This is a genomic window from Pseudomonas sp. NIBRBAC000502773, assembly GCF_006517195.1.
Classification (GTDB): Bacteria; Pseudomonadota; Gammaproteobacteria; order Pseudomonadales; family Pseudomonadaceae; genus Aquipseudomonas; species Aquipseudomonas marginalis.
Genome location: NZ_CP041189.1, coordinates 6,159,312 through 6,184,528, shown reverse-complemented (window position 1 = coordinate 6,184,528; position 25,217 = coordinate 6,159,312). Strand labels below are relative to the sequence as shown.

At 61.5% G+C, this 25,217-nt stretch carries 22 protein-coding genes and 2 riboswitches; of the genes, 13 read left to right on the top strand and 9 right to left on the bottom strand.

What is annotated here, in order from left to right; all coding sequences use genetic code 11:
- Window position 1: 1 nt before the first annotated feature.
- Window positions 2-1,063, bottom strand: coding sequence for a cobalamin biosynthesis protein CobW (gene cobW, locus NIBR502773_RS28345; protein ID WP_027606474.1), 1,062 nt, complete (start codon window positions 1,061-1,063; stop codon window positions 2-4).
- Window positions 1,064-1,155: 92 nt separating this feature from the next.
- A riboswitch (cobalamin riboswitch) is annotated at window positions 1,156-1,356 on the bottom strand.
- A gap of 331 nt (window positions 1,357-1,687) precedes the next feature.
- On the opposite strand from cobW, the gene NIBR502773_RS28340 reads away from it, so the two are divergent.
- The 5 genes from NIBR502773_RS28340 (at window position 1,688) to cobM (ending at window position 4,913) form a co-directional block, all read left to right on the top strand.
- The gene (locus NIBR502773_RS28340; protein WP_141157526.1) at window positions 1,688-2,422 is read left to right on the top strand and encodes a hypothetical protein; all 735 of its coding nucleotides are present in this window, start codon (window positions 1,688-1,690) and stop codon (window positions 2,420-2,422) included.
- Window positions 2,423-2,500: 78 nt separating this feature from the next.
- Window positions 2,501-2,706: riboswitch (cobalamin riboswitch) on the top strand.
- A gap of 96 nt (window positions 2,707-2,802) precedes the next feature.
- On the top strand, window positions 2,803-2,991 hold the full coding sequence (locus NIBR502773_RS28335) for a CbtB-domain containing protein (RefSeq protein ID WP_027606475.1): 189 nt from the start codon (window positions 2,803-2,805) through the stop codon (window positions 2,989-2,991).
- Between the two features lie 11 nt (window positions 2,992-3,002).
- Entirely contained in the window at window positions 3,003-3,707 is a 705-nt protein-coding gene (locus NIBR502773_RS28330; RefSeq protein WP_141157525.1) for a CbtA family protein, read from the top strand.
- Entirely contained in the window at window positions 3,704-4,096 is a 393-nt protein-coding gene (locus NIBR502773_RS28325) for a cobalamin biosynthesis protein (protein ID WP_141157524.1), read from the top strand. The genes NIBR502773_RS28330 and NIBR502773_RS28325 overlap by 4 nt, the downstream gene beginning before the upstream one ends.
- A 70-nt stretch (window positions 4,097-4,166) precedes the next feature.
- Window positions 4,167-4,913 (top strand): precorrin-4 C(11)-methyltransferase, encoded by a 747-nt coding sequence (gene cobM / locus NIBR502773_RS28320; RefSeq protein WP_065941215.1) that lies wholly within the window; start codon window positions 4,167-4,169, stop codon window positions 4,911-4,913.
- Window positions 4,914-5,160: 247 nt separating this feature from the next.
- On the opposite strand, the gene nfuA is transcribed toward cobM, so the two are convergent.
- Both nfuA and NIBR502773_RS28310 read right to left on the bottom strand, forming a co-directional pair.
- Entirely contained in the window at window positions 5,161-5,745 is a 585-nt protein-coding gene (gene nfuA / locus NIBR502773_RS28315) for a Fe-S biogenesis protein NfuA (protein ID WP_027606479.1), read from the bottom strand.
- Window positions 5,746-5,838: 93 nt separating this feature from the next.
- The gene (locus tag NIBR502773_RS28310) at window positions 5,839-8,130 is read right to left on the bottom strand and encodes a fatty acid cis/trans isomerase (protein WP_115486244.1); all 2,292 of its coding nucleotides are present in this window, start codon (window positions 8,128-8,130) and stop codon (window positions 5,839-5,841) included.
- Window positions 8,131-8,295: 165 nt separating this feature from the next.
- Here NIBR502773_RS28310 and metH point away from each other — a divergent pair, with 165 nt between their 5' ends.
- A complete protein-coding gene (gene metH / locus NIBR502773_RS28305) occupies window positions 8,296-12,006 on the top strand; it encodes a methionine synthase (RefSeq protein ID WP_141157523.1) in 3,711 nt (1,236 codons plus the stop codon).
- A gap of 52 nt (window positions 12,007-12,058) precedes the next feature.
- Complete coding sequence (locus NIBR502773_RS28300; protein ID WP_027606482.1) at window positions 12,059-12,277, top strand: DUF2970 domain-containing protein; 219 nt, start codon at window positions 12,059-12,061, stop codon at window positions 12,275-12,277.
- On the opposite strand, the gene NIBR502773_RS28295 is transcribed toward NIBR502773_RS28300, so the two are convergent.
- Complete coding sequence (locus tag NIBR502773_RS28295; RefSeq protein ID WP_141157522.1) at window positions 12,274-13,341, bottom strand: ABC transporter substrate-binding protein; 1,068 nt, start codon at window positions 13,339-13,341, stop codon at window positions 12,274-12,276. The two genes, NIBR502773_RS28300 and NIBR502773_RS28295, sit on opposite strands and share 4 nt — an antisense overlap.
- Before the next feature lie 422 nt (window positions 13,342-13,763).
- Between NIBR502773_RS28295 and NIBR502773_RS28290 the strand changes: the two genes are divergently transcribed.
- Complete coding sequence (locus NIBR502773_RS28290; protein ID WP_141157521.1) at window positions 13,764-15,422, top strand: nitrite/sulfite reductase; 1,659 nt, start codon at window positions 13,764-13,766, stop codon at window positions 15,420-15,422.
- Window positions 15,406-15,900, top strand: coding sequence for a DUF934 domain-containing protein (locus tag NIBR502773_RS28285; protein WP_003235539.1), 495 nt, complete (start codon window positions 15,406-15,408; stop codon window positions 15,898-15,900). Before NIBR502773_RS28290 ends, NIBR502773_RS28285 begins: the two co-directional genes overlap by 17 nt.
- A gap of 40 nt (window positions 15,901-15,940) precedes the next feature.
- On the opposite strand, the gene NIBR502773_RS28280 is transcribed toward NIBR502773_RS28285, so the two are convergent.
- On the bottom strand, window positions 15,941-16,345 hold the full coding sequence (locus NIBR502773_RS28280; protein ID WP_092488660.1) for a MerR family transcriptional regulator: 405 nt from the start codon (window positions 16,343-16,345) through the stop codon (window positions 15,941-15,943).
- Between the two features lie 71 nt (window positions 16,346-16,416).
- Between NIBR502773_RS28280 and NIBR502773_RS28275 the strand changes: the two genes are divergently transcribed.
- Window positions 16,417-17,649 (top strand): NADH:flavin oxidoreductase/NADH oxidase family protein, encoded by a 1,233-nt coding sequence (locus NIBR502773_RS28275; RefSeq protein WP_141157520.1) that lies wholly within the window; start codon window positions 16,417-16,419, stop codon window positions 17,647-17,649.
- A gap of 77 nt (window positions 17,650-17,726) precedes the next feature.
- The gene (poxB, locus tag NIBR502773_RS28270) at window positions 17,727-19,451 is read left to right on the top strand and encodes a ubiquinone-dependent pyruvate dehydrogenase (protein ID WP_141157519.1); all 1,725 of its coding nucleotides are present in this window, start codon (window positions 17,727-17,729) and stop codon (window positions 19,449-19,451) included.
- Between the two features lie 292 nt (window positions 19,452-19,743).
- Here the strand turns inward: poxB and NIBR502773_RS28265 are convergent, their stop codons facing one another.
- Entirely contained in the window at window positions 19,744-20,301 is a 558-nt protein-coding gene (locus NIBR502773_RS28265; protein WP_092488663.1) for an NADPH-dependent FMN reductase, read from the bottom strand.
- Window positions 20,302-20,527: 226 nt separating this feature from the next.
- Here NIBR502773_RS28265 and NIBR502773_RS28260 point away from each other — a divergent pair, with 226 nt between their 5' ends.
- On the top strand, window positions 20,528-20,764 hold the full coding sequence (locus NIBR502773_RS28260; protein ID WP_065927911.1) for a hypothetical protein: 237 nt from the start codon (window positions 20,528-20,530) through the stop codon (window positions 20,762-20,764).
- Window positions 20,765-20,827: 63 nt separating this feature from the next.
- Here the strand turns inward: NIBR502773_RS28260 and NIBR502773_RS28255 are convergent, their stop codons facing one another.
- The gene (locus NIBR502773_RS28255) at window positions 20,828-21,172 is read right to left on the bottom strand and encodes a hypothetical protein (protein WP_141157518.1); all 345 of its coding nucleotides are present in this window, start codon (window positions 21,170-21,172) and stop codon (window positions 20,828-20,830) included.
- Window positions 21,173-21,353: 181 nt separating this feature from the next.
- Between NIBR502773_RS28255 and NIBR502773_RS28250 the strand changes: the two genes are divergently transcribed.
- Window positions 21,354-22,247 (top strand): LysR substrate-binding domain-containing protein, encoded by an 894-nt coding sequence (locus NIBR502773_RS28250; protein WP_115486251.1) that lies wholly within the window; start codon window positions 21,354-21,356, stop codon window positions 22,245-22,247.
- On the opposite strand, the gene NIBR502773_RS28245 is transcribed toward NIBR502773_RS28250, so the two are convergent.
- Window positions 22,244-22,813: a GNAT family N-acetyltransferase gene (locus NIBR502773_RS28245; protein ID WP_027606492.1), complete on the bottom strand. Its 570-nt coding sequence runs from the start codon at window positions 22,811-22,813 to the stop codon at window positions 22,244-22,246. The genes NIBR502773_RS28250 and NIBR502773_RS28245 overlap by 4 nt on opposite strands.
- Before the next feature lie 20 nt (window positions 22,814-22,833).
- Window positions 22,834-25,089: an Orn/Lys/Arg decarboxylase N-terminal domain-containing protein gene (locus NIBR502773_RS28240; protein WP_141157517.1), complete on the bottom strand. Its 2,256-nt coding sequence runs from the start codon at window positions 25,087-25,089 to the stop codon at window positions 22,834-22,836.
- Between the last annotated feature and the right edge of the window lie 128 nt (window positions 25,090-25,217).

Below are 25,217 nucleotides of genomic sequence, written 5' to 3'. Positions count from 1 at the left end.
GTTAAACGCTGAGGGCGGCGCGCAGTTGCGCTTCGAGGCCCGCCGCGTCCAGCTCTTGGCCGATCAGCACCAGCCGCGTGATGCGCGCTTCGTCGGCGCCCCAGGCACGGTCGAAGTGCTTGTCGAAACGCGTCCCCACACCCTGGATCAGCAGGCGCATCGGCTTGTTCGGGATGGCGGCGAAACCCTTGACCCGCAGGATGCCGTGCTGAACCACCAATTGGTTCAGGGCGTCGAGCAGCAGCGCTTCGTCGGCTTGGGGCAGGTCGATGGAGATGGAATCGAAGGCGTCGTGATCATGCTCGTCTTCACCTTCGTGGTGATGATCGTGGTGGCTATGGCGAGCGTCGATATGTTCTTCGGACCCCGCGCCCAGGCCGATCAACACGTCCAACGGCAGGCGACCGCTGCTGGCTTCGATGATCTTCACCGCCGGCGGCAGCTCTTCGGCGACTTCCAGGCGCACACGGGCCAGGTCTTCGGCGCTGATCAGGTCGGATTTATTGAGGATCACCAGGTCGGCGCTGGCCAACTGGTCGGCAAACAGCTCGTGCAGCGGCGATTCATGGTCCAGGTTCGGGTCGAGCTTGCGCTGGGCGTCGACCTGATCCGGGAACGCGGCAAAGGTGCCGGCGGCCACGGCCGGGCTGTCGACCACGGTGATGACCGCATCAACCGTGCAGGCGCTGCGGATTTCCGGCCACTGGAAGGCCTGTACCAAGGGTTTCGGCAGGGCCAGGCCCGAGGTTTCGATAAGGATATGGTCGAGGTCGCCGCGACGGGCGACGAGTTCGCGCATCACCGGGAAGAACTCCTCCTGCACCGTGCAGCACAGGCAGCCGTTGGCCAGCTCGTACACGCGGCCGTTGGCCTCTTCTTCGGTGCAACCGATGGAGCACTGCTTGAGGATCTCACCGTCGATGCCCAGTTCGCCGAATTCGTTGACGATCACCGCAATGCGACGACCCTGGGCGTTGTCGAGCATATGGCGCAGCAAGGTGGTCTTGCCCGAGCCGAGGAAGCCGGTAACGATGGTGACGGGGAGTTTGGCCAGTGTTTTCATCGGATGCCCTTTGGGGCGGGCATACGGGACGATAGGCACTGCGGCGGCGCGCAGAAGCGGATTTCGTCACCGGATCACCCCGCCCGGTTGAATTGGAAAATCGGTGGCGAGGCAGGTCTCCTGGCTTGGGGCTTGCGGGTCTTGCGACCGGCGCCGACTGCGCCTTCCCGCCGCAGTGGCAGTGGCGTGGCAGTCAGATAAACCCTTCACAGTTGCGGGGGCAGCCGCGGCTTTGACCGCGTTCCCTTCTTAGCTTCGACCTGGGCCGAAGAACCTCGAGGGTGCAAGGCTACGCAGTGAGTACGAGCGGGTCAATGTCGAAACGGCCAGACCGCCCGCTTGAACACTATACAGGGGTTGAAAACGGACGCCCATCATTAGGCGTTTGGTTCAGAATCTTTGATATCAGTGCAGACGGCAATAGTGAGCAACTTACGTAAAAGCTCGCCTTGAAGTCAGACTAATTATTTAGTCCATACGAATTAAATAAGCGCTGTAACTTAACGTAATCAGTTCCCAAATGAGTACAGGGAACAGAAATATCGAAAAACACCACACATCCTCGGAGCAGCTTTGCCAATAGACGAAGTTTAACGCTGCATAGCCAACTCGGATAAAAACACTATGGAATTTTCAATACGCACTCAACCTACTGCGCCCCTCCCTCCGGCATCGATCGAAGTGACTGGCAACGTTCCCCCCAAAACCGACTCTCTGCCCCTCGCAGCGGCACAAAAAAAATCATCAGACATCACGTTTTTAGAGAACCACAGCAACCCGATGCTGGCCAAAGAACTGTTGCACCATTTCCGCGACCTGGAAGGCCCGGACGGTAAGGCACGCAACAGCTTTCGCTTGACCGACCTCAAAAAGATGGCGGCAGGCAAACTACACGACGGACGAGATGCCAAACAAGAGCAAATAGAGCTTGCGAAGGAGGTCATCAGCCGCCCAGACCTAATGACGTCACTCTTTCCACAAACACCTGGAGTGCACTACGGCGAGGCGACCTGGAACAATGTCGCTATTATCGCTGAAGACTTCAAAAGTCTTAGCGATGGGTCTTTGCTGGGGCAAGTTAGAGTTTATTTTCGCGAGTTCGCCGAAGGTGCTAACGATGAATATGTAAACTTTAACGAACTGCGAGAGGCTGCACGCGAAATACGGAGCACTAGAGATTTCTCCTACAATGCAACAGCCGTTGCCAAAGAACTTCTTAATCGACCTTACCTGCTTCGTCAGTTGGATATAATACCCGGCGCGTTCTTGCATACAACCAAACCAGACGACAGGTTTAGTTTGTCCAATATTACGTACGCACGCATGGCGGCCTCTTACTCGCCCCGTCGCCCTGCCTGATCAACATCCACTGGAACGCCTGCCGTAAACTGCGGGGCGCCAGTCGTCTATTTGACGCCCGCCCACTGCCCATGCTCTCCTACACATCTTGTTTCGGGTGCCCTTCACAGGGTGAAACGGGAAACCGGTGAGTCATAGCCTTATGACGAGTCCGGTGCTGCCCCCGCAACGGTAAGCGAGTGAAGCGTCAGATCCACTGTGCCTGTACGGCATGGGAAGGCGACGTTTTGTAGACCCAGTGTCCCTCGCAAGCCCGGAGACCGGCCCGAATAACATCGAATAACAAACCCGCGGTGGGCGGGCGCTGTTAAAACCCTGCGTGCCTGGCTCGCGGGGTTTGCATGCGCTCGTGTCACCCTGACACCTGAAAGGGACGCGCCATGTCGATCATCAGCAGCACCTCGCACACCGCCAGCAGCTCCGCCACCCTCAGCCAACGCCTGACCGCCGCCATCGGCGCGTCGATCCTTGGCGCGTGCCTGGTGTATTTCGCCGGTTTCTCGCACATCGAGGCGGTGCACAACGCTGCCCACGATACCCGCCACAGCGCCGCGTTCCCGTGCCACTGAGGCCTGCCGACATGATCAAGCGTATTGCGCAAACCGCAGGGTTCACCGGCCTGCTCGCCGCCCTGCTGCTGACCCTGCTGCAAAGCTTCTGGGTCGCTCCGCTGATTCTGCAGGCGGAAACCTTTGAAAAAGCCCCGGCCGCGACTGAAGTGGCCCATGAACATGCTGCTGGCGCCGCCGCACACACCCACGACGCCGAAGCCTGGGAGCCGGAAGACGGCTGGCAGCGTGTGCTGTCGACCACCGGCGGCAACCTGGTGGTGGCCGTCGGCTTCGCCCTGATGCTGGCCGGCCTCTATACCCTGCGCGCACCGACCCGCACGGCCCAAGGCTTGCTGTGGGGCCTGGCCGGCTACGCGACCTTTGTGCTGGCGCCCACCCTGGGCCTGCCACCGGAGCTGCCGGGCACTGCCGCCGCCGACCTGGCACAACGGCAGATCTGGTGGATCGGCACCGCTGCCTCGACGGCTGTGGGTATTGCCCTGATCGTGTTTGGTCGCAACTGGCTGCTGAAAGTCCTGGGCGTGGCGATCCTGGTGGTGCCGCATGTGATCGGTGCACCGCAGCCGGAAACCCATTCGATGCTGGCGCCGGAAGCCCTCGAAGCGCAGTTCAAGATCGCTTCGCAGTTGACCAACGTGGCGTTCTGGCTGGCCCTTGGCCTGATCAGTGCCTGGTTGTTCCGCCGCAACCGCGACGATCAATACTCGGCATGACCCTGGTGGTCGGCCTGGGTTGCCAGCGGGGTTGTGATGTCGACACCCTGCTGGGCCTGTTGGACAGCGCCCTGGCCGAGGGCGGGATCGAGCGCCAGCGTGTCACGGCACTGGCCAGCATCGACCGTAAACAGGACGAGCCAGGGTTACTCGCCCTGGCCCGACTGCTCGACCTGCCCTTGCAATGCTTCAACGCCGGGCAACTGGCCGTTTACGAAGACCGGCTGAGCCACAAATCGGCGGTCGCGTTTGCCCATACCGGCTGTTACGGCGTCGCCGAAAGTGCCGCCCTGGCCCTGGCCGAACAGCTCTGCGGCGGCCCTGCCCGCTTGTTGATCACCCGCCAGAAAACCGCCCAGGCCACCTTTGCATTGGCCTGCGCCGGCTAAAATCCCGATAATCGTCAGTCCCGATCATGAGCAATCTTCATGCTCGCCCGTTTTTCCACAGGAATTCTCCATGACCGTCTACTTCATCGGCGCCGGCCCCGGCGATCCGGAATTGATCACTGTCAAAGGCCAGCGCCTGATCCGCAGTTGCCCGGTGATCATCTATGCCGGCTCGCTGGTGCCGGCGGCGGTGCTGGAGGGTCATCAGGCGCAACAGGTGGTCAACAGCGCCGAACTGCACCTGGAACAGATCATCGAACTGTTCAAGGCTGCCCACGCCAACGGCCAGGATGTGGCCCGCGTGCACTCCGGCGACCCAAGCCTGTATGGCGCGATTGGCGAGCAGATCCGTTACCTGCGCGAGTTGGGCATCCCCTTCCAGATCATTCCCGGCGTCACCGCAGTGGCCGCCTGCGCAGCGTTGCTGGAGACCGAACTGACCTTGCCGGACATCGCCCAAAGCGTGATCCTGACCCGCTACGCCGATAAAACCCGCATGCCGGCCGGCGAAGACTTCGACAGCCTGGCCCGCCATGGCACGACCATGGCGATTCATCTGGGGGTCAACCATTTGGAGAAGATTGTCGCCGAACTGCTGCCGCACTATGGCGCAGACTGCCCGATTGCCGTGGTACACCGGGCGACATGGCCGGATCAGGATTGGGCCGTCGGCACACTCAGCGATATTGCCGACAAAGTCGCCGCCAAGGGCTTTCGGCGTACGGCGTTGATTGTGGTGGGGCGAGTACTGGCGAGTGACAGCTTCAGTGAGTCGTCGTTGTATCGGGCCGGGCATGCGCACCTTTATCGGCCTTGATTATTTACTTCACTAACAACCAATAACATGTTGATTCAACTGAATAAATACAATAAAAAAGTGGGAGGGGCTTGCTCCCGATGGCGGTGTGTCAGCTTCCTCATGAGACGACTGAGGCACCGTTATCGGGAGCAAGCCCCTCCCACACTTAATCCTCCTTGTCAGATAGATTGCATAACCGCTTGAATTTTAACAATAAAAAACGGCGCTCACGGGCGCCGTTTTTTGTTCGCAGTGAACGCCTTACTCAGTAGTAGGCGTTTTCTTTCTGCGTGTGGTCCGTCACATCACGGACGCCCTTGAGCTCCGGAATACGCTCGAGCAAGGTCCGCTCGATGCCCTCGCGCAGGGTCACGTCTGCCTGACCGCAGCCCTGGCACCCGCCGCCGAACTTCAATACGGCAATGCCGTCATCGACGACGTCGATCAGGCTGACCTGACCGCCGTGGCTCGCGAGCCCCGGGTTGATCTCGGTTTGCAGGTAGTAGTTGATACGCTCGTTGACCGGGCTGTCGGCATTGACATTAGGCACCTTGGCGTTGGGCGCCTTGATGGTCAATTGGCCGCCCATGCGGTCGGTGGCGTAGTCGACCACGGCATCGTCCAGGAAGGCTTCGCTGAAGTTGTCGATATACGCGGTGAAGCTTTTCAGCCCCAGGGCGGTGTCTTCAGGTTTCTCTTCACCGGGCTTGCAGTAGGCGATGCACGTCTCGGCGTACTGGGTGCCAGGCTGGGTGATAAAGACGCGGATGCCGATTCCCGGGGTGTTCTGCTTGGACAGCAGGTCAGCCAGGTAATCGTGGGCGGCGTCGGTAATGGTTATGGCAGTCATGGAAACTCCTCACAGGCTTGCCGGCAGTTTACGCCAAAATATTACGCAGGTACAAAGTCCGAGTAATTTTGTCGGAAAAGACGCTGGCCTCTGTCAGAGGTTTTCATAACGGTTCATATCCAGCACCCCCTCTTCCACCGGCGTCGTCTCGCGGATGTACTGGGACAAATCGTGGAAATACTGCCAGAACAACGGGTGGCTGCGGCGCACGCCCCAGCGGTCGACAATTTTCTCAAAGCGATTGGCGTCCTTGGCCCGCTCCATTTCGGCGACGAATTCAGGCACTTCCTGGGCAGGGATGTTGAACATGAAGTTCGGGTAACTGCTGAGCACTCCAGGGTAAAGGGTCAGCGTGTCCAGGCCCGGCTGATAGCGGTAAGCTTCACCCAGCAGAAATGCCACGTTACTGTGAGCGCGGTTGCGCAGCAGGCTGTAGACCACACGCTTGCCGCTGGCGGTTTCGACGCGCAGCATTGTCGCTTCGGGTAACTGGTCAATCACCTTGAGCCCCGCCGCCGGGCGTGAAGTCAGGCGGCTGAGCGCCTGTTCGGCGTCCTGCAGCGCCGGGTCGATACCGTCGCGCGAACAAAACGCGCCCCCGCAACGGTTGATCGGATCCGGGCTGGCATTCAGGTCACCGTAGCGGGCAAGCAACTGGTTGGCGAAGTCGCGCTTGGGGTCCTTTTTATCCAGGTGCAAGGCGGTAGGCGTGTCGTCGTCGATGGCTTCGTAATCCAGCCACAGCTTGATCTTGCCGCTGTTCTGGTACCAATCATCCATAAAGGCATCGCGGCTATCGGCAGGCATCAGGCGCAGGAAGTTCTGCTCGGCACCGTTGCGGATCAGGTCGAAGTACAGCCGGGTCTGGGCCTGGTGCGATACGTTGCCGAACACATCGAAATTGACCACCAGTTGGTAATAGGTGCGTTCGAGCAACGGATAGTCGAACAACCACAGTGTCTGCGGGACTTCACCGATCAGGCCCTTATTCACCGAGGCGCTGTCGAAATGACGGAAGATGCTTAACAGGGCGTTGTCATTGCCGGCCCACAGGGTCGACCAACTGGGCGCCGGCAACTCGGCATAGCTGTCTCGCCGCAGGGCTTCGTACTGGTTGCGCTTATCGCGGTATTCGAGCCACAGGCTGAGCACACTGCCCACGTCATCATTCTGCCCTGGCATCGCCAGCAACGGCGTGGCCTGGCCGCGATAGCGGGCATCGGTGATGTACAGGTCGTGGTCGGGCGCCTGGAACAACGCCCAGAAATTGTCGCGGATCACGTCCGTGGCAATTTGCCCGCGGCACACCGGCCCGCGAATAAACGTGCGCACAAAGTATTCGGCGTTATCCAGCATGAACTGGTAACGCGCCTGGGCCGGAATCGCCTCGAACGTCTCGAAAGGGTTGGCCCGCCGGCCGGGACCGTAGCCGGGCAAGGCGCTGACCTGCCAGTCGCCGCTGTAGAACAGGGCTTTGACCCGCGCCATTTTCTCCGCGCTCAGGGGGTATGTGATGTGGGTCTTGTGGACGATCACCCCTTCCACCGGCCACAGGCGGTAGTACACGCGGGTGCCGGGATCGTCATTGGGGCGGCGGGTATTGATCAAGTCAATCGGCTGCCCGCTGGGGGTACGCGAGCGCACCCACTGGAAGAAATGCCCAGGCTCACCGTCTTCGAAATACAGATGCGCAATGAACAGATGTTCGAACAACCAGCGAGCCACCAGGCTTTCCCGCGCGCCGGGGGCGTTGAGCAGGTTTTCCCATTGCAGCACTTGCGCGGCTTCCCGGGCGCTGGGGGCCACGCCTTGCTGGTCAATCGGTGCACCGGAGGCCAGCCAGCGTTGCAGGGTCTGGTACTGCTGGTCGCTCAGGCCGGTGACCGCCAACGGCATGCCCTCCTTGGGATGAGCACCGGCATAAGCGTTGAACTCGCCCGGCGTGGCGCACATGTTTTCGCGGCTCAGGCCCAATACGATCTCTTCGGGCAACCTGGCATTGGGCTTCAGCGCTGCGGTATGCCCCAGCTCCAGCATCCGAGCCATCAACGCGGCCTGGCTGCCCTGGGCGTCGAGCACCGAATAAAAACCCTTCTGCTGCCAGGCCTGCTTTCCGAAGGCGTCATAGAACAAGCGCGTGGTGGGTGTGGCCTGGCTGCGCTCGCCGTCGTAGACCGGCACTTTGGTCGCACCGCGCGCCGCACCCTCGGCACTTCCCAGGTTGAGCTGGCACGCGGAGTCATAGCACGCATGGCAGGCCACGCATTTCTCGGTGAAGATCGGCTGGATGTCGCGGGTATACGAGATCGCCGGAGCGGGACCTTCTGCCAGAGCGCTGCTGGCTATCAATGCCAGGACGGCGCTGACGATAAGACGAAGTGACATGTATCCGGTCCCGATTCAATGCGTGCGGTTTAAAGTGGCGGTGATTCTACCGGGCCATGCCCCCGCTCAACATGAGCGATATTCATGCAAAACCCGGACATGCCGCAAATCCGCACAGGTTTGTTATGATCCACGCCCTCCGTAATGCCTGACCAGAGTAGTCCCATGTCCGATCGTAGCGCTCGTCTGCAAGCCCTTCACCACGCCCTCAAGGAACGCATCCTGATCCTCGACGGCGGCATGGGCACGATGATCCAGAGCTATAAACTGGAAGAACACGACTACCGCGGCAAACGCTTCGCCGACTGGCCGAGCGACGTCAAGGGCAACAACGACCTGCTGGTGCTCACCCGCCCGGACGTGATCGGCGGGATCGAGAAGGCCTACCTGGATGCCGGTGCGGACATCCTCGAAACCAACACCTTCAACGCCACCCGCATCTCCATGGCCGACTACGGCATGGAAGAACTGGCCTATGAACTGAACGTCGAAGGCGCACGCCTGGCGCGCAGGATCGCCGATGCCAAGACCGCCGAGAACCCGGCCAAGCCGCGTTTCGTCGCCGGCGTCCTCGGCCCGACCAGCCGCACCTGCTCGCTGTCGCCCGATGTGAACAACCCCGGCTACCGCAACGTTACCTTCGATGAACTGGTGGAGAACTACACCGAGGCCACCCAAGGCCTGATCGAGGGCGGTGCCGACCTGATCCTGATCGAGACCATCTTCGACACCCTCAACGCCAAGGCCGCGATCTTCGCCGTGCAGGGTGTGTTCGAAACGCTCGGTATCGAATTGCCGATCATGATCTCCGGCACCATCACCGACGCCTCCGGCCGCACCCTGTCGGGCCAGACCACCGAAGCCTTCTGGAACTCGGTGGCCCACGCCAAGCCGATTTCCGTGGGCCTGAACTGCGCCCTCGGCGCCAGCGAGCTGCGCCCGTACCTGGAAGAGCTGTCCAACAAAGCCAACACCCATGTGTCCGCGCACCCCAACGCCGGCCTGCCCAATGAATTCGGCGAGTACGACGAATTGCCGTCGGAAACCGCCAAGGTCATCGAAGAGTTCGCCCAGAGCGGCTTCCTCAATATCGTCGGCGGCTGCTGCGGCACCACCCCGGGCCATATCGAAGCCATCGCCAAGGCCGTGGCCGGCTACGCGCCGCGCACCATCCCGGATATCCCCAAGGCCTGTCGCCTGTCGGGCCTGGAGCCGTTCACCATTGATCGCAGCTCGTTGTTCGTCAACGTCGGCGAGCGCACCAACATCACCGGTTCTGCGCGTTTCGCCCGCCTGATCCGCGAGGACAACTACACCGAAGCCCTGGAAGTCGCCCTGCAACAGGTGGAAGCCGGCGCCCAGGTGATCGACATCAACATGGACGAGGGCATGCTCGATTCGAAGAAGGCCATGGTGACCTTCCTCAATCTGATTGCCGGCGAGCCGGACATCTCCCGCGTACCGATCATGATCGACTCCTCCAAGTGGGAAGTGATCGAAGCCGGCCTCAAGTGCATCCAGGGCAAGGGCATCGTCAACTCCATCAGCATGAAGGAAGGCGTCGAGCAGTTCATTCACCACGCCAAGCTGTGCAAACGCTACGGCGCCGCCGTGGTGGTGATGGCCTTCGACGAGGCCGGCCAGGCCGACACCGAAGCGCGCAAGAAGGAAATCTGCAAGCGCTCCTACGACATTCTGGTGGATGAAGTCGGCTTCCCACCCGAAGACATCATCTTCGACCCGAACATCTTCGCGGTCGCCACCGGCATCGAAGAGCACAACAACTACGCCGTCGATTTCATCAACGCCTGTGCCTATATCCGCGACGAGCTGCCGTATGCGCTGACCTCCGGTGGCGTGTCCAACGTGTCGTTCTCGTTCCGCGGCAACAACCCGGTGCGTGAGGCGATCCACTCGGTGTTCCTGCTGTATGCGATCCGCAATGGCCTGACCATGGGCATCGTCAACGCCGGCCAGCTGGAGATCTATGACCAGATCCCGGCCGAGCTGCGCGATGCCGTGGAAGACGTGGTGCTCAACCGCACCCCGGAAGGCACCGACGCCCTCCTCGCCATCGCCGACAAGTACAAGGGCGACGGCAGCGTAAAAGAAGCCGAGACCGAAGAGTGGCGCGGCTGGCCGGTCAACAAGCGCCTGGAACACGCGCTGGTCAAGGGCATCACCACCCATATCGTCGAAGACACCGAAGAATCGCGGCTGTCGTTCGCCCGCCCTATCGAGGTGATCGAAGGCCCGCTGATGTCCGGCATGAACATCGTTGGCGACCTGTTCGGCGCCGGCAAGATGTTCCTGCCCCAGGTGGTGAAATCCGCCCGCGTGATGAAGCAGGCCGTGGCCCACTTGATCCCGTTCATCGAGCTGGAAAAAGGCGACAAGCCGGAAGCCAAGGGCAAGATCCTGATGGCCACGGTGAAGGGCGACGTGCATGACATCGGCAAGAACATCGTCGGCGTGGTACTCGGCTGCAACGGCTATGACATCGTCGACCTCGGCGTGATGGTGCCGGCCGAGAAGATCCTGCAGGTGGCCAAGGAGCAGAAGTGCGACATTATCGGGCTGTCCGGCCTGATCACGCCGTCCCTGGACGAGATGGTGCATGTGGCCCGCGAGATGCAGCGCCAGGACTTCCACCTGCCGCTGATGATCGGCGGCGCGACCACCTCCAAGGCGCACACGGCGGTGAAGATCGAGCCCAAGTACAGCAACGACGCGGTGATCTACGTCACCGACGCCTCCCGTGCGGTGGGCGTGGCCACGCAGCTGCTGTCCAAGGAATTGAAGGCCGGCTTCGTCGAGAAGACCCGCCTGGAATACATCGACGTGCGTGAGCGCACCTCCAACCGCAGCGCGCGCACCGAGCGCCTGAGCTACCCGGCGGCCATCGCCAAGAAGCCGCAGTTCGACTGGAGCACCTACACGCCGGTCAAGCCAACCTTCACCGGCTCAAGGGTGTTGGACAATATCGACCTCAACGTCCTGGCCGAGTACATCGACTGGACCCCGTTCTTTATCTCCTGGGACCTGGCCGGCAAGTTCCCACGCATCCTGACCGATGAAGTGGTGGGTGAAGCCGCCACCGCGCTGTACGCCGACGCCCAGGAAATGCTCAGGAAACTGATCGACGAAAAACTCATCAGCGCCCGCGCGGTGTTCGGTTTCTGGCCGACCAACCAGGTGCAGGACGATGACCTCGAAGTCTACGGTGAAGACGGCCAGCCGATTGCCAGGCTGCACCACCTGCGCCAGCAGATCATCAAGACCGACGGCAAGCCGAACTTCTCCCTGGCCGACTTCGTCGCGCCCAAGGACAGCGGCGTGACCGACTACATCGGTGGCTTCATCACCACCGCCGGCATCGGCGCCGAGGAAGTGGCCAAGGCCTACCAGGACGCGGGCGACGACTACAACTCGATCATGGTCAAGGCCCTGGCCGACCGCCTGGCCGAGGCCTGTGCCGAGTGGCTGCACCAGCAGGTGCGCAAGGAACACTGGGGCTACGCCAAGGACGAGCAACTGGACAACGAGGCGCTGATCAAGGAGCAGTACAGCGGCATCCGCCCTGCCCCAGGCTACCCGGCGTGCCCGGACCACACCGAGAAAGCCCAGTTGTTCCAACTGCTCGACCCCGAGGCCCGCGAAATGCACGCTGGGCGCAGCGGCGTGTTCCTCACCGAGCACTACGCGATGTTCCCGGCGGCGGCAGTCAGCGGCTGGTACTTCGCCCACCCGCAGGCGCAGTACTTTGCCGTCGGTAAGGTCGACAAGGACCAGGTGACCAGCTACACCGCGCGCAAGGGCCAGGACCTGGCCGTGACCGAGCGCTGGCTGGCGCCGAACCTGGGCTACGACAACTAAGCCGGCCTGGATTGTCTATGCTGTCCCTCACACACCTTGTGTCGAGGGATGTATGGACGATCCAGTCAACAACAAGCCGCCGACCTTCTGGCAGATGCTCCACAGCGTCATGGCCGCTGCGTTTGGCGTGCAGAGCGGCAAGAATCGCGCCCGCGACTTCACCCACGGCAAGCCCAGCCACTTCGTGATCCTGGGCATTCTGTTCACAGCAGTATTCGCCTTGACGCTGTTCGGCATCGTCAAGCTGGTGCTGCACCTGGCCGGCGTCTAGCGCAGCAGCAGGTGCAGGCTGAACGGGTAACGATAGGACACGGGCTTGTCCTGGGCGGACAACGCGCGGAAATTCATCGAGGGTGTCGGCCCCAACAAGCGCTGCGCCTGGCTGGCATCGATCAATTGGAACAACGCCAACTGCCGGTCGCGCCCGCCATAGACGCCAATGTCCAGGCCTTTGGCATCGTCATGGACCAACACCATGGCCCAGCCGCCCACGGTGAAATGCCCGGCGACCAGGGACGACAAACGTCCATCCAGGCGTGCCTGCAGGATCTCCGGCGAGCTGTTGACCGCGCTGAACAGCACGTCCCTGCCCGGTAACCGCCCACTGCCCTGTAGCGCCTGCATGGCGCCCAGCGCCATCTGATCGTTGGCCGACCACACCAGCGCCGTCTGCGGGTAGCGTTTGAACAGTTGCGTCGCTTGTTCGAAGGCGCGTTCGCGGTTCCATTCGCCGTAGACCAACTGACGCAGGCGCACCTCGGGATGTTCGGCCAGCGCCCGACGCATGCCGCGCTCACGCAATTGCGCCCCTGGGGTGGACTTGGTGCCGGAAAACGCCAACAGGTCGAGGGGCTCGCCCGGCGCAACCGGACCGTGCTGGCGCAACAGGTCACGGAGCATCAGGTAACCAGCCTGTTCATCGTCAGCCACCAGGCTGCCGATCAAACGGATGCCACGGCGGGTTCCCAGCAATTGCGCCTGATCGGAGGTCAGCGCGCTGTTCACCACCAGCAGCTTGACGCCACTGCCCTCGGCCATGCGCAGGATCTGCGGTGCAACGTACTGCTCATTCACCAGCACCAGGTAATCAGGCCGCTGACTGCCTTGCAGCACCTCACGCGCCTGGGCCAGCGTGTTGTCGGCATCACGCTCGCCATAACGCACGCGCAAGTCCAGGCCGAGGTCCTTGGCGGCGGCCTGCATGAATTGCGCGTAGCTGACCCAGAAGGTTTCCGTCGACATGCCCGGATTGAGAAACACCACCGACGTTGCATGAGCCATCGCCCCACACGTCGATCCCAGCAACCAGACACATGTAATCAACACCTTCAACATGGATGCTTGAGCCTCGAAAATAGGCCGCCATGATAGTGGCAATGCCTGAACCAATCGAGTCTCAATCAACGTCCTTTATTGGTGGCTGACCCAGAATACGGCCGTTCCCACCACCAGAATGATCAGGAACAGAATGGCCCAGGCATCAACGGTACTGTCAGGTTTACGGGCTTTGGTCGGATTGCTCATTGCATCTCCTCTTGTCGGTTTTATAGGTGATTGCACTCAAACACGCTCACAGTAAAGTTCACGATTGCCCGCATGACAAATGTGGGTATCACGATAACCCTTCTCATTAGTCATTTTGGTTATGTGCATATACTCAAACATCACTTTTGCGCATAAACGCAAACTGGTATCGTGCGCCGGCTCCGTTGGGAGTGCGCGGCCGTGCGCGCAGATTTGCCGAGAACAGGACCTATATGTACGTATACGACGAATACGATCAGCGCATCATCGAGGACCGCGTCAAGCAGTTCCGTGATCAGACCCGACGCTACCTAGCAGGTGAACTGAGCGAAGAAGAGTTCCGCCCTCTGCGCCTGCAAAATGGCCTTTATGTTCAGCGCTTTGCGCCGATGCTGCGGGTGGCCGTGCCTTATGGCCAACTGACTTCGCGCCAGACCCGCATGATGGCCAGGATTGCCCGCGACTTCGACAAGGGCTATGCCCACATCAGTACCCGCCAGAACGTGCAGTTCAACTGGCCGGCGCTGGAAGATGTGCCGGACATCCTGGCTGAGCTGGCCACCGTGCAGATGCACGCCATTCAGACCAGCGGTAACTGCCTGCGTAACGTGACCACCGACCAATTCGCCGGGGTTGCCGCCGACGAGCTGATCGACCCACGCCCGTGGTGTGAAATCGTCCGCCAGTGGACCACCTTCCACCCCGAATTCGCCTACCTGCCGCGCAAGTTCAAGATCGCCATCAATGGCTCGACCTCGGACCGCGCCGCCATCGAAGTGCACGATATCGGCCTGGAGCCGGTGTACAACGCGGCCGGCGAGCTGGGTTTCCGTGTCCTGGTGGGTGGCGGCCTGGGCCGTACCCCGGTGGTCGGTGCGTTCATCAACGAGTTCCTGCCGTGGCAGGACCTGTTGAGCTACCTCGACGCCATCCTGCGGGTCTACAACCGCTACGGCCGTCGTGACAACAAATACAAGGCGCGGATCAAGATCCTCGTCAAGGCGCTGACCCCTGAGGTGTTCGCCCAGAAAGTCGACGCCGAGATGGAGCACCTGCGCGGCAGCCAGACCACCCTGACCGAAGCCGAAGTGCACCGTGTGGCCAAGCACTTCGTCGATCCCGAGTACAAGGCCCTGAGCAATCAGGATGCCGAGCTCGCCGCGCTCGACCAGCAGCACCCGGGCTTTGCGCGCTGGCGCACCCGCAACACCCTGGCGCACAAAAAGCCGGGCTATGTGGCCGTGACCCTGTCGCTGAAACCGACCGGTGTTGCTCCGGGCGACATCACCGACAAGCAGCTGGACGCCGTCGCCGACCTGGCCGAGCGCTACAGCTTCGGCCAGCTGCGCACCTCCCACGAGCAGAACATCATCCTCGCGGACGTTGAGCAGAGCCAACTGTTCACCCTGTGGGGCGAACTGCGCGAAGGCGGTTTCGCCACGCCGAACATCGGCCTGCTGACCGACATCATCTGCTGCCCAGGGGGCGATTTCTGCTCCCTGGCCAACGCCAAGTCGATCCCGATCGCCGAATCGATCCAGCGCCGTTTCGACGACCTGGACTACCTGTTCGACATCGGCGAGCTGGACCTGAACATCTCCGGTTGCATGAACGCCTGTGGTCACCACCACGTCGGCCACATCGGCATCCTGGGCGTGGACAAGAAAGGCGAAGAATTCTACCAAGTGTCCCTGGGTGGCAGCGCCAGCCGCGATGCGAGCCTGGGCAAGATCCTCGGCCCGTCCTTCGCCCAGGAAGCCATGCCCGAGGTGATCGGCAAGCTGATCGACGTGTACATCGAACAGCGCACCGAAGATGAGCGTTTCATCGACACCTACCAGCGCATCGGCATTGACCTGTTCAAGGAGCGCGTCTATGCAGCGAATCATTAAGAACAACGAAGTACTCGATGAAACCTGGCACCTGCTGCCCAAGGACGCGAGCTTCGACGGCATCTCCAACTGCGACGACCTGATCGTGCCGCTGGCGTTGTGGCGCGAACATGGCCACGCCCTCAAGGCGCGCGACGGCGGCCTGGGTGTGTGGCTGGACGCCGATGAAGAAGCCGAAGAGATCGGCGCAGACGTGGAACACTTCCAGGTCATCGCCCTGAACTTCCCGGCCTTCACCGACGGTCGCAACTATTCCAACGCACGCCTGCTGCGTGACCGCTACGGTTACAAAGGCGAGCTGCGGGCCATTGGCGACGTGCTGCGCGACCAGCTGTTCTACCTGCGCCGTTGCGGGTTCGATGCCTTCGCCTTGCGCGCCGACAAAGACCCGTACGAAGCGCTGGAAAGCCTCAAGGACTTCTCGGTGACGTACCAGGCTGCAACGGATGAACCGCTGCCGCTGTTCCGTCGTCGCTGAGTCTGTACAAATGAAAAAGCCCTGGCATGCCAGGGCTTTTTTATGAGTTGAGTTTGATCGACGCCAGCACCTGCTTCTGCCCCATCGAACACGGCACACCTTCCGGTTGCGCGCGTACCGCGTCGATCACCCCGACTAACTGCGCCTTGCTGTGCGCCAGTTGCGCCTGCATCGCTTCAATCTGCTCGACCTTGCGCTCGAGCGCCTCGATCAGCTCGTCGCGCTTGTGCTCGCCGGGGGCCGGCATCAGCGCCTTGAGTTCCTGCAAGGTGAAACCGGCCTGCTGCGCGCTCTGAATCAAGCGCAGCGTCTGCAAGGCCTCCGGTGCATAGCGGCGATAGCCATTGGCCTGGCGCCCCACCTGGCTGATCAGCCCTTCGGCTTCATAGAAGCGGATACGCGACGCCGCCAGCCCGCTCTGTTTTGCCAGCTCTCCAATATTCATCAAAACGCCTGCTTGACATTAAAGTTAACTTTAAGCTTAGCCTGAGGCCTCCCCTGCTCAGGAGTCAACCCATGTCACCCTTTGAACCCTTGCAACTGCCCAATGGCCAAGTCCTCGGCAACCGTATCGCCAAGGCGGCGATGGAAGAAAACATGGCGGATGCGCAACAGGCGCCCTCCCGCGAATTGAAGCAGTTGTACAAGACCTGGGCGGACGGCGAGCCCGGCCTGCTGCTGACCGGCAATGTGATGATCGACCGCCGCGCCATGACCGGTCCCGGCGGCGTTGCCCTCGAAGACGAACAGCACCTGGACAGCTTTCGCGAGTGGGCCGCCGTGGCCCGCGACAAGGGCGTGCACTTTTGGGTACAGCTCAGCCATCCGGGGCGCCAGACCATGGCCAACCTCGGCCAGCAGGCCCTGGCGCCCTCTGCGATTGCACTGGACCTCGGCAGCTTTTCGAAGATGTTCGCCAAACCCAGGGCCATGACCGAAGACGACATTCAAGACGTGATCAAACGCTTCGCCACCAGCGCACGCCTGGCCGAGAAAGCCGGGTTCACCGGGGTGCAGATCCACGGTGCGCACGGCTACCTGCTCAGCCAGTTTCTCTCCCCACTCAGCAACCAACGCACTGACCGCTGGGGCGGCCCCCTGGAAAACCGCGCACGCTTGCTGCTGGAAGTGATCCACGCCGTGCGTGCCAGCGTCAGTCCGTCATTCTGTGTGGCGGTCAAACTCAATTCGGCCGACTTCCAGCGCGGCGGCTTCGACGCCAACGACGCGCGCGCCGTGGTCGAGATGCTCAACCCGCTGCCCATCGACCTGCTGGAATTATCCGGCGGCAGCTACGAAGCCCCGGCCATGCAAGGCGAAGCGCGGGACGGCCGAACCCTGGCCCGCGAAGCGTATTTCCTGGAGTTTGCCAAGGAACTGGCGACCATCGCCAAGATGCCGCTGATGGTCACCGGCGGCATTCGTCGCCTGCCCATCGTGCAACAAGTGCTGGACAGCGGCATCGCCATGGCCGGCATCGCTACCGCCCTGACCCTGGAACCGCAACTGATCAAGCACTGGCACGAGGGTCGCGACCTCAACCCGCAACTCAAGCCGATCAGTTGGAAACGCAAACCCTTGGCCGCCCTCGCCACCCTGGCCGTGGTGCGGGACCAGATGCGCCGCCTGAGTCGTGGCCGCCTGCCTAAACCCAATGTCGTGCCATGGCTGGCGCTGGCGTGTGACCAATGGTTTATCGCCCGGCGCACCCGGCAATACCGCGCGGCCATGACGCAATCTTCACATTAAAAGCGGAGCATTCGCCGTGATCGAACTGTCCCCTATTGATCAGCAGCTTTTAACCTCACTGACGATTGGAGTTCTTCATGGCGAAAATCAACCTGGCCCAGCAATTGGCGACCACCCTTGAACAGGCGGGGATCAAGCGCATCTGGGGCCTGACCGGCGACAGCCTCAACGGCCTCACCGACGCCCTGCGCACCATGGACAGCATCGAGTGGATGCACGTGCGCCACGAAGAAGTCGCCGCCTTCGCCGCCGGTGCCGAAGCGGCGGCCACGGGTGAACTGACGGTGTGCGCCGGCAGCTGCGGGCCGGGCAACCTGCACTTGATCAATGGCCTGTTCGATTGCCATCGCAACCATGTGCCGGTGCTGGCGATTGCCGCACAAATCCCCTCCTCCGAGATCGGCCTGAATTACTTCCAGGAGACTCATCCCCAGGAACTGTTCAAGGAGTGCAGCCACTTTATCGAGCTGGTCACCAACCCCGAACAGATGCCGCACGTGCTGCACCGCGCCATGCGTTCGGCGATCCTCAACCGCGGCGTGGCGGTGGTGGTGATTCCGGGAGACGTATCGTTGCTGGAAGTCGAAGACAAGCTCAAGCCCTGGCCGGCCCTGTACGCACCGCGCACCCTGCCGGCGGAACAGGACCTGCAGCGCCTGACCGAGATCCTTGAAAGCAGCGAAAAAGTCACCCTGCTGTGCGGCAGTGGCTGCGCCGGTGCCCACGATCAAGTGGTGGCCCTGGCCGACACGCTGGGGGCACCGGTGGTGCACGCCCTGCGCGGCAAGGAGCATGTGGAATGGGACAACCCATTCGACGTGGGCATGACCGGCCTGATCGGCTTCAGCTCCGGCTACCACGCCATGCTCGACTGCGACACGCTGATCATGCTCGGCACTGACTTTCCGTACCGCCAGTTCTACCCCACCGCTGCCAAAATCATCCAGGTCGACCGCAACCCGCAGGCCCTGGGCCGTCGCGCCACGCTGGACCTGGGCATCGCTGCCGATGTGAGCGAGACTCTCGACGCCCTGCTGCCGCGTCTGACCCGCAAGACCGACCGCAGCTTCCTCGAGACCTCGCTGAAGCACTACGAAAAAGCCCGCCAAGGCCTGGACGACCTGGCGCAACCGTCAAAGGCCAACCGGCCGATCCACCCGCAATACGTGGCGCGCCTGCTCAGCGAACTGGCGGACGACGATGCAATCTTCACCGCCGACGTGGGCTCGCCGACGGTGTGGGCCGCGCGCTACCTGAAGATGAACGGCAAGCGCCGCCTGATCGGTTCGTTCAACCACGGTTCCATGGCCAATGCCATGCCCCAGGCGATCGGTGCGCAGGCGGCCTTCCCTGGGCGCCAGGTGATCTCAATGTCCGGCGACGGCGGGTTTGCCATGTTGATGGGGGATTTCATTTCACTGGCGCAGTTGAAACTGCCCGTCAAAGTCATCGTGTTCGATAACTCGTCCCTGGGCTTTGTCGCCATGGAAATGAAGGCCGCGGGCTACCTGGATGCCGGCACCGAGCTGAAAAACCCGGACTTCGCCGCCATGTCCAACGCCATGGGCATCCTCGGCATTCGCGTGGAGCAATCCGAAGACCTGGAACCAGCCCTGCGCCGCGCCCTGGCCCACGATGGCCCGGTACTGGTGGATGTGGTGACGGCCACCCAGGAACTGGTGATGCCACCGAGCATCAAGCTGGAACAGGCCAAGGGCTTCAGCCTGTACATGCTCAAGGCGGTGATGAGTGGGCGTGGAGATGAGGTGATCGAGTTGGCGCGGACTAACTGGTTGCGCTGATCCAACACTGAGGGAGGGGGCTTGCCCTAACGCCGATCAGCTAAGAGATAGAACCGGCAAACAGTAACCTGTAGTGAGCGGGCTTGCCCCGCGCTGGGCTGCGCAGCAGCCCCAATAAGAGCGCTGCAGTGTGCCAGGCAGGTCCGGGACTGTGTTTTAGGGCTGCTACGCAGCCCAGCGCGGGGCAAGCCCGCTCACCACATTACAGTGTTCATCCTTGACTGACCGGCGTCAGGCTTAACTGACTGGCGTCAGGGCTTGCCCTCTCCCACAGTGGACAATGGGCGCCGATTCAAGCTGTCTGTTTTTCTACCCATTTGCCGTAGGCATCAATAAATGCCTGCAGGAACGGCCTGGTCTTTTCCGACACCTTGCCGGCGTCATCGAACACGCTGCCCGCTCCGCCCAGGTAGGCTTCCGGCTGCTGCATGCATGGCACATCGAGGAACACCAGGGACTGGCGCAGATGGTGGTTGGCGCCAAAACCGCCAACGGCGCCCGGCGATACGCTGATGATCGCCCCCGGCTTGCCGCTCCAGGCGCTTTGGCCATACGGACGAGAGCCGACGTCAATCGCATTCTTCAACGGCGCGGGGACGGAGCGGTTGTACTCCGGTGTCACAAACAACACCGCGTCGGATGAACGTACCTGCTGACGGAAAGTACTGTAGGCTGCGGGCGGTGATGCCCCGTCGATGTCCTCGTTGTAGAGCGGCAAATCGCCAATTTCCACAATGTTCAACTTCAGGTTGGCGGGGGCCAGCTCGGCCAGTGCCAGGGCGACCTTGCGGTTGATCGAGTCTTTTCTCAGGCTGCCAACCAGGACGGCAATCGTGTAGACCTTGCTCATTGGGTTTCTCGACGTCTGACTAAGGGAGCTTGTAGTTATAAAGGCTTCGCAGTGCGTTCACCAGAAGGTTTTGATAATCCTCCAGACGTTTGGCCTGCGATTTGATGCGTAGGAACCGTCTGAAAATGTCAGCGAATAGTATTTTTTTTCAATAGGTAAACTCCCCCTCTTTATGACGGTCTACAGCACCGCGAATTGAGTGTTTATCTCCAGAGGTTCTAAACAGATGGCAGCAGTACTAGTCGGACAGTTTCATGCCAGAGACGCAGAAGGACGCGTGTATTCGGTGCATGAGTTCCAGGAATCCAACCCGGCGCAAGGCGACCTGGCTGGCTCGGCACCCACCACCACCTACAAGCTGGCCATTGGCGACCGGGTAGAAAAACTCGAAGGCGATGAGTTCAAGCTGATTCAGTCGGGGACCATTATCGTCCGCGAATCGCAGACCGTCCTCGCCTCATAAGCTTGATCGCCCAGGCGTACCTGCTCAGTCCCGGCCGTTGACGGCATCGACTGGGCCGGGCGGTCACGGGCTGCGAATTTCCGTCACTTCAAGCCCCGACTCACCGTCCACTTGCTTGAGCGTCACCATCAACCGGCCCCGCTCGCCTTCCACCGCGTACATCACCCGCCTGTAACCCGGCGAGTTGTACCCCGGATACGCCACCACCTGCTTGACCTGCGTCATGCCCAGCACCGTGCCGACCTGCGCGGCGACTTGTTCCTGGGTACGGATGAAGGCCTCAAGCGCAAGGTTTTCCGGGATTGATTCATCGTGATTGCTGAAGAGATAAGCAGCCAAACACCCTATGGTCACCAGGACCAGCAGTTGTTTGACCGTTACCCCGAGAAATGTCGAGGGCAGAGGCATAGGAGACCAGACCTGTTTTTGTTGTATGTACCGGTAACCGGCATTGGTCGTTGATGATCAGACGCGCCATTTTAGTGGGGTCCTGGCTGAACGCCAGCGACATACGCGACCCACACCGTCTTTTTTGCGCACGACGGCATGCACCATTGAATCCCCACCGCGCTGCACATAGACTCCGGCCATGCGTTTACGTCATATCGAAGTGATTCAAGCCATCCTGCAGACCGGACACCTCGGCACCGCCGCCGAATGGTTGCAACTTCCCGTGGGCGATGTCGACGCGGCCCTCAAGGAGGCCGAGCGGCAATTGGGCTTCATGCTGTTTGCCAGTGTGCGCGGGCGTTTGCAGGCGACACGGGAAACCCTGGAGTTGCAGGCAGAAATGGCCCATGTGTACGAAGCCCTGGAACCGGTTCAACGCTTGGCCAGCCGCTTGAAACACCATCACGCCCCCACGTTGCGCGCCTTGTGCACGCCGCCCCTGGCCAATCAACTGCTGCCCCAGAGCATTGCGCTGCTGCGCCGACGCTTCCAGGACACGCCGTGCAACCTGTCGAGCCAGCCAACCCGGGAAATCGTGCGCAGCCTGCTGCTGCACGAGGCCGAGGTGGGCCTGAGCCTGCATGACCCGGAACACCCGCAAATCCACAGCACGGTGCTGGCCCAAGGCAAATTGCAATTGCTGGCGCCCCACGGCTGGCTCAAGCCCAAGCAGAAGTACATTGCGCTGCAGGACCTGGCCGGGCAAGCGATGATCGGGCTCGAAGGACACGACCCGCTCAGCCGCCTGCTGGACGCCAAGCTGCAAGCCTTGCGCCCGCTGCCGGTGGTGCAGACGCGGGTGCAGACCTACCAGATGATGCGCAGCATGGTGGAAGCCGGCGAAGGCCTGGCGATTGTCGACCCGTTCACCGCCTTTGGCGCACGCGAGGCGGGCCTGGATACATGCCCGGTGTCGCCGCCGATCCTGGTCAGCCTGTATGCGCTGACACTCAAGGATGGCGTGACCTCGCCTGCGCTGAATGCGTTACTGGAGATCGTCACGCAAAAGGCCCAGGGCCTGCTGGAAAGTTAACGCCGCTCGGCGTCGGTCTTGAACAACCGATACCAGAAAATCGCCACTTCACGGGTTTGCGGGTCGATGCCGCGATAGCGCAGGTGGTCGATCCCGCCCATCACGTAGCCGCAACGCTCATACAGGCGGCAGGCACCCAGGTTGTTGTTCTGGGTTTCCAGCATCATGCCCGGCAGGTTTTTCTTGCGGCTCCAGAACTGCGCCACATCCAGCAACGCCTTGGCCACCCCGTGCCGACGGGCAGGCAAGGCCACCGCCAGCTCGTCAACGTGGGCAAAGCCGTTCCAATTGGTGCTGACCACGATATGCCCGACCGCACGATCATCCAGGTAGGCCATGAAGATCGCACTGTCCGGCGCATCGCGAAAACTGGCGAATTCTTCCGGGTCGATGCCATAGCACTTGCGGTACGGCACGATGCGCTCCACCGGCCATTGATCGACCCGCCTGCCCATCTCCGGCACGCCATAGGCACTGACCTCAAAGCTGAAATCATTGCCCCATACGTAGGCATCGAAGCCCTCGTCTGCGACCCGCACACTGAGCCCTGGATACTTCGGGTTCATTACAGCTTGCATAAACATCCTTAACCCTTGATGCAATCGACGGTGTAACAACGACCACTGCCGTCGTCTTCGTGTTGTAACCCGTGAACATCGGCAACAAAACCGGGGAAACTGCTATCGAACGTCCGGGCAAACGCCAGGTAGTCGATGATCGACCGGGTCGACTCGGTAAAGCGTTCGCCCGGCATGATCAACGGAATCCCCGGCGGATAAGGCACCAGCATCACGGCTGCAATGCGTCCTGGCAAGGCATCAATGGAGACGGCCTCTACCTCGCCCCTTACCAATTGGTCGTAGGCATCGGCGGGTTTCATCGCGATTTCCGGCAACACCGTGTACATGCGCTTGAGGTGCCTGGCGGTGGCGTTGCTGCGGTAACAGCCGTGCAATTGATCGCACAGGTCGCGCAAACCCAGGCCTTGATAACGCGCCGGACCCTGGGCAAACACCGATGGCAAACAACTGGCGAGGCTGACATTCCCGTCGTAACTGCGCTTGAACTCCAGCAACTCGGTGAGCAAGGTACTCCATTTGCCCTTGGTGATGCCCATGGAAAACAACACGAGGAACGAATACAGCCCGGTCTTTTCCACCACCAGCCCACGCTCCCAGAGGAATTTGCTGACCACCGCAGCGGGAATCCCGCGCTCGCTCAAGGCACCACCGGCGGTGAGGCCGGGCATCACCAGGGTCACTTTGATCGGGTCCAGCAGCACGTAGTCTTCGACCACGTCACCAAAGCCGTGCCAGTCATCCTGCGGCTGCAACAGCCAATCCGCGGTGGCCACGCGGTCGATGCCCGCCACCGACGGCGGCTGCCAGATGGAGAACCACCAATCTTCGGCGGCAATGTGTTGGCGCAGGTTAGCCAGGGCGCGGCGAAAACTCAGGGCCTCGTCGAACATTTCCTGCAGCAGCGAGCGCCCGGCCGGGCCCTCCATCATCGCCGAGGCGACGTCCAGGGAGGCGATGATGCTGTACTGCGGCGACGTGGAGATGTGCATCATGAAGGCTTCATTGAAACGGTCGCGGTCCAGTTGGCGCGCGCCGCCGTCCTGCACATGGATCATCGAGGCCTGGCTGAACGCCGCCAGCAGCTTGTGGGTGGAGTGGGTGGTGAACACCAGCGGGCTGTCCGGGGTACGCGAGGTGCCCATGCCGTAACGGCCGGCAAAGAACTCGTGGAACGCCGCGTAGGCATACCAGGCTTCGTCGAAGTGCAGCACCTCGACACTGTTGCCCAATTGCTGCTTGATCAGCTCGGCGTTGTAACACAGGCCGTCGTAGGTGGAGTTGGTGACCACGGCCAGCTTCACCTTGGGGGGCCGGCCGCGGGTCAAGGGGCTGGCGTCGATCTTGGCGCGGATCGATTCCGGGCTGAACTCGCTCAGGGGAATCGGACCGATGATGCCCAGTTCGTTGCGCTCCGGGCACAGGTACAGCGGGATGGCACCGGTCATGATGATCGAATGCAACACCGACTTGTGGCAGTTGCGGTCCACCAGCACCAGGTCATCGCGCCCGACCATGGAGTGCCAGACGATCTTGTTGGCGGTGGACGTGCCGTTGATCACGAAAAAGGTATGGTCGGCGCCGAAGTTGCGCGCGGCACGGGCTTCGGCTTCGGCCAGGGGGCCGGTGTGATCCAGCAGCGAGCCCAGTTCGGGCACCGAGACCGACAAGTCCGAGCGCAGGGTGTTTTCCCCGAAGAACTGATGAAACGCCTGCCCCACCGGACTTTTGCGATAGGCCACGCCACCGCCATGGCCGGGGGTGTGCCAGGAATAGTTGGAGTCGGCGGTGTGTTGCACCAGCGCCTTGAAGAATGGCGGCAGCAGGCCATCCAGGTAAGTGCGGGCAGCACGGGCCACCTGACGGGCGAGAAACGGTACGGTGTCTTCGAACAGGTAGAGAATGCCGCGCAGCTGGTTGAGTTCGCTCATGGCATCGGCCGGGGCGTTTTCCAGGGTGACCTGCTCGCCCAGGGCAAAGATCGGCAGGTTCGGCGCTCGCAGGCGCGCCAGGCGGATCAGCTCGACCATGTTTTGCAGCAGGTGGGTATTCTCACCGGCGCCTTCGGCCGCGATCAGCATGCACGCCAGGCCGTGATGGGTCGACGCCACCAGCCGGCCTTCGGCGTAGTCCACGGCGGAAAAGATACTGAAGCCCTCTTGTTCCAACTCCCGGGCGATGCCCCGAACCCGGTCGCCGGCAACGGTGTCGGCCTTGATGTCGCGGTGCACGATAAGCACGGGGAACTTCAGGTCTTTGTACATGAGGGCGTGTAGTCCTGAGGGCTATGCACTCAAGGGTAGAAGCTCGGGGACGATGACGCGAATGAAGATTCTGAAAGCAATGGAGGTCAACCCTGGGAGGGGGCTTGCTCCCGATGACGGTATGCCAG